The organism is Ruegeria sp. BHSB064 (genome assembly GCF_059613205.1).
Map to the genome: position 1 here is coordinate 52,415 of NZ_JBXWSB010000016.1, position 7,534 is coordinate 59,948.

Consider the following 7,534-nt stretch of genomic DNA (forward strand, 5'->3'; position numbering starts at 1 on the left):
CCTGTCATCTAGTTTGTCGCAGGTGTAGGGCAGTTGCTTTGAAAAGGGAATTGCGCAATAAGCACTCAGCTAATGTTTGCGGTAACATTTTGCTGCACCCTGATCTGCAAGTAAGACGACGTAAGGAGACCAAAACCAATGCGACGCCTGAGAAATGTAAAAATCGTGGCGACGCTGGGGCCAGCGTCAAGTGACTATGACACCATTCGTGCTTTGCACGAGGCCGGGGCGGATGTGTTCCGTCTGAACATGAGCCATGGAAGCCATGATGAGATCCGCGAGCGTCACAAGATCATTCGTCAGGTTGAAAAGGATCTGGACAGCCCGATTGCGATCCTGGCCGACCTTCAGGGGCCAAAGCTGCGCGTGGGCGTCTTTGCCAATGAAGCGGAAGAGTTGGAAGAAGGCGCGGCCTTCCGCCTTGATCTTGATCCCGCTGCCGGGGACATAAACAGGGTATGCCTGCCGCATCCCGAGATCTTTGCAGCCCTTGAGCCTGGCGCGCGCCTGTTGGTGAACGATGGAAAGATTCGACTGATCGTTCAGGACTGCGGTCAGGATTTTGCCAATTGCACGGTCGAAGTTGGCGGTATCATCTCGAACCGCAAGGGCGTGAATGTCCCGGATGTCGTGCTGCCGCTGGCGGCGTTGTCGGCCAAAGACCGCGACGATCTGGAGTTTGTCTGCCAGTTGGGCGTCGATTGGCTGGCACTGAGTTTTGTGCAGCGTGCTAAGGACGTGTTCGAGGCCCGGTCTTTGGCTGACGGTCGTGCTGCAATCCTGTCGAAGATTGAAAAGCCCGCTGCAGTTGAGGCGTTTGACGATATTCTCGAAGCGTCGGACGGGATCATGGTGGCGCGGGGTGATTTGGGCGTGGAACTGCCGGTCTCTGCTGTGCCGCCGATCCAGAAACGTTTGGTCCGTAGGTGCCGTGGCGCGGCCAAACCAGTCATTGTGGCGACCCAGATGCTGGAAAGCATGATCGAAAGCCCGATGCCAACCCGCGCGGAGGTGTCGGATGTGGCGACCGCGATTTATGAAGGCACGGACGCCATCATGCTCAGCGCGGAATCGGCGGCTGGTGCGTATCCGGTTGAAGCCGTGCAGACCATGAACAAGGTCGCCATCGAGGTTGAGGCCGACCCGACTTATACCCAGATCATCTCCGCCTCGCGTACTGCCAAGGGTACCACTGTTGCCGACGGCATCGTAGCGGCCGCACGTGAGATTGCAGAAAAGACGGACATCAAGGCCATCTGCTGTTTCACCCAAAGCGGAACAACGGCCTCTTTGACGGCGCGAGAGCGTCCCGGCGTCCCGATCATTGCCATGACCTCGCAACGCGGCACGGCGCGCCGGTTGTGCCTGAGCTGGGGCTGTAATTGCGTGATGACGCCCGAACTGCAACGCTTCAAAGGCGCTGTGGTCAACGCGGCCCGCGCCGCGCGCGCCGGTGGATTTGCGTCCGAGGCGGATCAGATTGTGGTCACGGCGGGTGTACCTTTCAACGTTCCGGGTACCACCAATATCCTTCGCGTGGCCCCCTGCGATGAACGCCTGATCTACAGCACAGATCCTGAATAGGCTTTCCCCCGGGGCGTCACGGAAGGCAACTTACGGCCGCTGGCGAAGCGGCCGTATCTTTTTTTCGTGCGCGAAAAACTTGATTTATAAGCGAAATTTGACCCGTGCAGGCGAATTTGGCACAATGGGCTTCATTCGTGGGTAGAATTTCCAGATAAATGACCTAAGGGCAGTCTTGGCCAAAGTTCCAAGTTCCGGCTGTCCTGCCGGGGGCACGGGCCCCGGACTGAACAACAATAACGGAGGAACAAGATGACAACAAAGATTGTCATAGGACTCGACGGGACAGAGACCGGTGAGCGCGCGATTGCCTTTGCCAAAGATCTGGCAAAGCTGATCGGAACATGCGAACTGCTGGTCGCCTATGTGATAGAATGGTCCCCTTACACTTTCCAAACACCGGAAGAAAACGCCCTGCGCCACAAACGGCGCGAGGAAGAGGTCGCTTTGGCATCGTCACGTATCGTGACACCTGCCGTTGATGCCCTCAAAGCAGCTGGTTTCGAGGCGCAGGGTGTCGTGCGACATGGCGATGTGGCGGAAACTCTGAATGCCATCACGGTCGAAAATGGCGGCTCCCAGATCGTAGTGGGCCGGTCTTCGGCGGATGGTATCAAGAAACGCATCTTCGGCAGTTCGACGCAGAACCTTGTGATGCATGCCGACGTCCCGGTCACAGTAGTAAATTGAGGTGGGCAGGAAAATGAAAACGCTACAACACCTGTATCTTGCGGCGATTGCCGCTTTCATGGCCACCGCAGCTTCGGCACAAGAGGCGCCGGGCTTGGATGACAAGATCAATCAGGCCTTTGCGGACGCAACCGGACCCTTTGTCAGCTTTATCTTCGCTCCGTTTCCGGGAACCGGATTTCCGTGGATCGTGGGTTGGCTGGTTGTCGCGGCCACGGTTTTCACGCTGTATTTCGCATTCGTCCAGTTCCGCTTCTTCGGGCACTCGATCAGCCTTGTCAAAGGCGACTATTCCGACCCGAATGATGCCGGCGAGGTCAGTCACTTTCAGGCTTTAGCCACAGCGCTGTCTGGTACTGTTGGTCTTGGTAACATTGCCGGTGTGGCGGTTGCCATCGGGATCGGTGGGCCGGGAGCCACGTTCTGGATGATCGTCGCGGGCCTGTTGGGCATGGCGTCAAAATTCACCGAATGTACGCTGGGCGTGAAATACCGCAACGAATACGAGGACGGCACCGTCTCTGGCGGCCCAATGTACTATATGTCCAAAGGCTTTGCCGAACTGGGTTTGCCCGGCGGTAAGATCCTCGCGGTTCTGTTCTCGATCTTCTGTATCCTTGGCGCGCTGGGCGGGGGCAACATGTTCCAGGCCAATCAGGCGCATCAGCAGATCGCAGGAATCGTCGGGGATTACCCCGGTTGGATCACGGGTCTGGTCTTTGCAGCCATTGTCTTTGCGGTGATCGTAGGTGGTCTGAAGTCGATCGCGCGTGTGACCGAGAAGGTCGTGCCGTTCATGGGCGTGATGTATGTGCTGGCGGCGCTGGTGATCATCATCATGCACGCTGATCAGATCGGCTGGGCCTTTGGTCAGATCTTCGCGGGCGCCTTCACGGGGCTCGGTGTCGCAGGCGGCATGGTTGGCGCGCTGATCCAGGGTTTCCGCCGTGCGGCGTTTTCGAACGAAGCGGGTGTGGGTTCGGCCGCGATTGCGCACTCGGCTGTTCGGACCAAGGAACCGATCACCGAAGGCTTCGTATCGTTGCTAGAACCGTTCATCGACACAGTTGTGATCTGTACCATGACGGCGCTGGTGATCATTATCACGCAGCAGCTGATCGTTGATCCGGCGACGGGCAACTACATGCTGAACGAGGCGGGTAACGCCATTGCCACCGTTGATGGCAACTCCGGCGTCAGTCTGACCTCTGCCGCCTTCGGCAGCGCGTTCAGCTGGTTCCCCTTCATCCTGGCGATTGCCGTGGTTCTGTTTGCCTTCTCGACCATGATCAGCTGGTCCTATTACGGCCTCAAAGCCTGGACTTACCTGTTCGGCGAAGGCCATACAAAAGAGCTGGTGTTCAAGATCATCTTCTGCATCTTCGTTGTCATCGGTGCGGCTGCCAATCTTGGTCCTGTCATCGACTTCTCGGATGCAGCAATCTTTGCGATGGCTGTGGTGAACGTCTTTGCGCTCTACTTCCTGATGAAAGTGGTGCGTCAGGAACTGGCATCTTATGCCGAGCGGTTGAAAAGCGGTGAAATCCGCAAGTTCGGTCACTAACACAAACCACCGGGGCGGCAACCGTCGCCCCGGTGTCAGACCAACCGCGCACAAAGCGCAGATTCTGGTCGAATCCCCCTTGCCAGTATGACGGAACTTGCGTAAATGGCGCTTCTGATCGCGTGACCGGCCGAGATGGCATGCCGAGTCGCGTTTGAAACCGAACCCCGAAAGGAGACGGAAATGCCTAAGATGAAGACCAAATCGAGCGCCAAAAAGCGCTTCAAGGTGACTGCGACCGGTAAGGTCATGGCAGGCCAGGCCGGCAAGCGGCACGGCATGATCAAGCGGACCAAGAAATTCATCCGCGACGCCCGTGGCACCACCACCCTGTCCGCCCCCGACGCCAAGATCGTCAAGGGCTACATGCCCTACGACCGCTAAGAGGAGATTAAGAGATGTCCCGCGTTAAAGGTGGAACCGTAACTCACGCCCGTCACAAGAAGGTCATTAAGGCTGCCAAAGGTTATTATGGTCGCCGCAAGAGCACCTTCAAGGTTGCCCGTCAGGCCGTCGACAAGGCCAACCAGTATGCAACCCGCGACCGTAAGAACCGCAAGCGCAACTTCCGCGCGCTGTGGATCCAGCGTATCAACGCTGCTGTCCGTTCGCATGACGAAGCACTGACATATTCCCGCTTCATCAACGGCCTGAACCTGGCCGGTATCGAAGTGGACCGCAAAGTTCTGGCCGACCTGGCCGTGCACGAACCGGAAGCGTTCGGCGCGATTGTCGCCAAAGCTCAGGCCGCTCTGACAGCCTGATCCTCTGAAAAGAGACAGTGAAAGAAAGGCCGTCCCAGTTGGGGCGGCTTTTTTGCATCATGGGTTGAAAAGCTCCAAGCGCGCATTCGGTACGGTATGTTTCAATTTTCATTGGCGCCGACGCAAACCAAAGCCGAAACAGGCTTGGCAGGTCATATTTTTCCACTAACGATTGCTTAGTCATTTCGTGGGAGGCGACGATGGGAATCGACCAAAGGGTACGAACTTGGGCGAACGCTTACAATCGGGACGGTTATGTAGGTGGTGTTCCGATCCTGACTGAATCCGAAGCGCAAGAACACCGTGCCGCAATGGAATGGGCCGAAAACCAACTAGGTGCGTCCATGCATTATAAGTCCAAAGCGCACACAATTCTAACTTCGCCGTACAAGCTTGCTACGCACCCCCTGATGCTCGATCTCATCGAAGCGCTGATCGGGCCCGACATTCTGTTGTACAATGTTACCTACATCATCAAAGAACCTGGCTCGACCTCGCATGTCAGTTGGCATCAGGATCTGACGTATTGGGGCCTGAGTCATGACGACCAGGTATCCGCTTGGCTCGCCTTGTCGCCAGCGGACGAGGAAAGCGGTTGCATGCGAATGCTCCCGGGAAGTCACGCGAATGGTGTAATGAGCCATGAAACAACGGAAGATGACGATAACGTTCTTTTGCAGGGGCAGACTGTTCTTGGAGTTGATGAGAGCAAGGCTAAGCTTTGTCCGCTGCGTCCGGGCGAGGCGAGTTTTCACCATGGTTGGACGCTTCATGCCTCGATGCCGAACAAAAGTAAGGATCGCCGAATTGGGCTGAATATCCAGTATCTTGCGGCGCATGTACGTCAGACCAAACATGATCTCGATACGGCAATGCTGGTGCGCGGAGAAGACAATTTCGGCCATTTTGGAATCGACACTCCCGCTGAAAGCGATCTTGATCCTGTGGCGGTGCATAGGCAAATCGAGCTGGAACAGCGTCATGTTGAAATAGCAGGAACAGCCTGAAGCATTGACGAAACGCTTTGGGCAAAACGCAAAGCAGAGAGTGGCCCAAACGCTGGCCGCTCTGACTGCCTGATCCTCTTTCGAGAGATTTCGAGTTCAAGGCCGTCCCGATTGGAGCGGCCTTTTTTGAACGTAGAGAATGTCGGCTCTGAGCCCAAATTTAGCTCCAGTCGCAGTGGCAAAGAACCAGTCACTGTTGCTTAGGTATTAGCTTAATGGTCGAGCTGGTCACATAGAAGCAAAGTAGTGGTCGGTGTTACGGTTCTTGTGACAACACCTGACCTCGGCTTGTAAACGAGATCCCTTGAGTGCCGCTTCCACCGACCATGATTGCTTCTACGATAGGGGGTGACACCGGAACTTCTGCCGACCATGTGACTACGAAATTCGCGCCAATGCCGTCTCCGACGCTACCAATAGGTACAAGCGCATTCATTGACCCAAATGGCATCAGTTGAACGGGCTCATTTATGAGGGTTTCCAGAAGCTGCCCCGCTCTGTCGTAATATTCGACGCGCTCAACTTTGATCTCTGATTGAAGACTAATGTTGTGCACAACGAGGGTAGACGCGAGCGGTTCGCTGCGCCCCTCCTGCGTGAATACTCGCGAGTAGGAGGGAACATAGATGACTTGAGATGTTACACTCTCCGAAACTTGTGCGAATGAAGGGCTTGGTACAGTCGTCAACGAAACCAAAGCCATTGAGAGTGACCAGAAATATCTGCGGGAGAAAAACTTCATTTAGGAGAATGCTCCGTTTGTTCAGTCGTGAATATGAGCATACGGATGACAAGATTCGGCGCAAGAAAATGACCGCTTTGTCCGCACTTCGACTATTCACAAAAAAAACCGACACTCGATGTGCCGGTTTTTCTTTTTTTAATATTCGGTCAGCTTACCCGAAAACACGCCCCAGCGCGCCATCGACCGCGTCGGTGATCTGGTCGATGTCATCCGCTGTTGCGATCAGTGCAGGCGAGAAGCACAGGGTGTTGTTGCGGCTGGGGATCGAGCGGTTGGTGACGCCGATGATCACGCCCTGCGCCATACAGTCGGCGACAACGGCCTGTGCCTGCTTCTCATCCACCGGCTCGCGGGTGGATCGGTCTGCGACCAGTTCGGCCCCCAAGAACAGACCCTTGCCGCGCACGTCGCCGATGACTTTGTGCTTTTCCATCAGCGCCTGCAGGTTGCCCATCATGCGGTTGCCCATGTCGGTGCAGTTGCCCAGCAGGTTCTCATCTTCGATGATGCGCATGTTCTCAATCGCCGCAGCAGGACCGGCGGTACAGCCGCCAAAGGTCGAGATGTCGCGGAAATAGTTCAGCGGATCCGACGCGTCGTCCTTGAACATGTCAAAGACTTCCTCGGTGGTGACCATGCAGGCAATCGCCGCATAGCCGGAGGCCACGCCTTTGGCCATGGTCACGAAGTCTGGCTTGATGCCGTATTGCTGATATCCGAACCATGTGCCGGTCCGGCCGACACCGCAGACAACCTCGTCGATATGCAGCAGCACGTCGTATTTCTTGCAGATTTCCTGCACGCGCGGCCAGTAGCCCTCGGGCGCTTCGATCACGCCGCCACCGGCTGTAACAGGCTCAAGGCAGAGTGCACCCACGGTGTCTGGGCCTTCGCGCAGGATAACCTCTTCGATCTGGTTTGCGGCCCATTCGCCGAAATTCTCTTCGGGTGCGCCGTCCAGCTCGTGCTTGCGGTATTCCATGCAATGCGGCACGCGGACAAAATCAGGGGCGAAAGGACCGTATTGCGCGTTGCGTTCGTCCTGACCTCCGGCCGACATCGCTGCCAACGTAGAGCCGTGGTAGTCGCGGTCGCGATACAGGATTTTGGTTTTCTTGCCGCCATAGCGCTTATGCGCGATCTGACGGACCATCTTGAAGGCTTTCTCGTTCGCCTCAGA

General features: G+C 56.3%; 8 protein-coding genes. 6 read left to right on the forward strand and 2 right to left on the reverse strand.

Going from position 1 to position 7,534, the window contains the following annotated elements; translation table 11 throughout:
* Window positions 1-138: 138 nt before the first annotated feature.
* From pyk to AC2FNU_RS06185, 6 genes are all read left to right on the forward strand, one after another.
* The gene (gene pyk, locus AC2FNU_RS06160; RefSeq protein WP_496786104.1) at window positions 139-1,584 is read left to right on the forward strand and encodes a pyruvate kinase; all 1,446 of its coding nucleotides are present in this window, start codon (window positions 139-141) and stop codon (window positions 1,582-1,584) included.
* A gap of 252 nt (window positions 1,585-1,836) precedes the next feature.
* Window positions 1,837-2,274, forward strand: coding sequence for a universal stress protein (locus AC2FNU_RS06165; RefSeq protein WP_496786107.1), 438 nt, complete (start codon window positions 1,837-1,839; stop codon window positions 2,272-2,274).
* A gap of 13 nt (window positions 2,275-2,287) precedes the next feature.
* Window positions 2,288-3,838 (forward strand): alanine/glycine:cation symporter family protein, encoded by a 1,551-nt coding sequence (locus tag AC2FNU_RS06170; RefSeq protein ID WP_496786112.1) that lies wholly within the window; start codon window positions 2,288-2,290, stop codon window positions 3,836-3,838.
* 183 nt (window positions 3,839-4,021) lie between these two features.
* Window positions 4,022-4,222, forward strand: a complete 201-nt coding sequence (rpmI, locus tag AC2FNU_RS06175) for a 50S ribosomal protein L35 (protein ID WP_005981143.1) — start codon at window positions 4,022-4,024, stop codon at window positions 4,220-4,222.
* 14 nt (window positions 4,223-4,236) lie between these two features.
* Complete coding sequence (gene rplT / locus AC2FNU_RS06180; RefSeq protein ID WP_152457001.1) at window positions 4,237-4,602, forward strand: 50S ribosomal protein L20; 366 nt, start codon at window positions 4,237-4,239, stop codon at window positions 4,600-4,602.
* 200 nt (window positions 4,603-4,802) lie between these two features.
* A complete protein-coding gene (locus AC2FNU_RS06185; RefSeq protein WP_171188829.1) occupies window positions 4,803-5,609 on the forward strand; it encodes a phytanoyl-CoA dioxygenase family protein in 807 nt (268 codons plus the stop codon).
* Between the two features lie 256 nt (window positions 5,610-5,865).
* Here the strand turns inward: AC2FNU_RS06185 and AC2FNU_RS06190 are convergent, their stop codons facing one another.
* The gene (locus AC2FNU_RS06190; RefSeq protein ID WP_171180915.1) at window positions 5,866-6,351 is read right to left on the reverse strand and encodes a DUF3124 domain-containing protein; all 486 of its coding nucleotides are present in this window, start codon (window positions 6,349-6,351) and stop codon (window positions 5,866-5,868) included.
* A gap of 154 nt (window positions 6,352-6,505) precedes the next feature.
* Window positions 6,506-7,534: aminotransferase family protein (locus tag AC2FNU_RS06195; protein ID WP_496786115.1), on the reverse strand; the 1,029-nt coding region annotated here is incomplete at its 5' end.

Bases quoted from the DNA above. Each gene is read 5' to 3' on its own strand.
- AC2FNU_RS06190 (WP_171180915.1), bottom strand. From the start codon at position 6,351: ATGAAGTTTTTCTCCCGCAGATATTTCTGGTCACTCTCAATGGCTTTG.
- rplT (WP_152457001.1), top strand. From the start codon at position 4,237: ATGTCCCGCGTTAAAGGTGGAACCGTAACTCACGCCCGTCACAAGAAG.
- AC2FNU_RS06185 (WP_171188829.1), top strand. From the start codon at position 4,803: ATGGGAATCGACCAAAGGGTACGAACTTGGGCGAACGCTTACAATCGG.
- AC2FNU_RS06170 (WP_496786112.1), top strand. From the start codon at position 2,288: ATGAAAACGCTACAACACCTGTATCTTGCGGCGATTGCCGCTTTCATG.
- AC2FNU_RS06165 (WP_496786107.1), top strand. From the start codon at position 1,837: ATGACAACAAAGATTGTCATAGGACTCGACGGGACAGAGACCGGTGAG.
- rpmI (WP_005981143.1), top strand. From the start codon at position 4,022: ATGCCTAAGATGAAGACCAAATCGAGCGCCAAAAAGCGCTTCAAGGTG.
- pyk (WP_496786104.1), top strand. From the start codon at position 139: ATGCGACGCCTGAGAAATGTAAAAATCGTGGCGACGCTGGGGCCAGCG.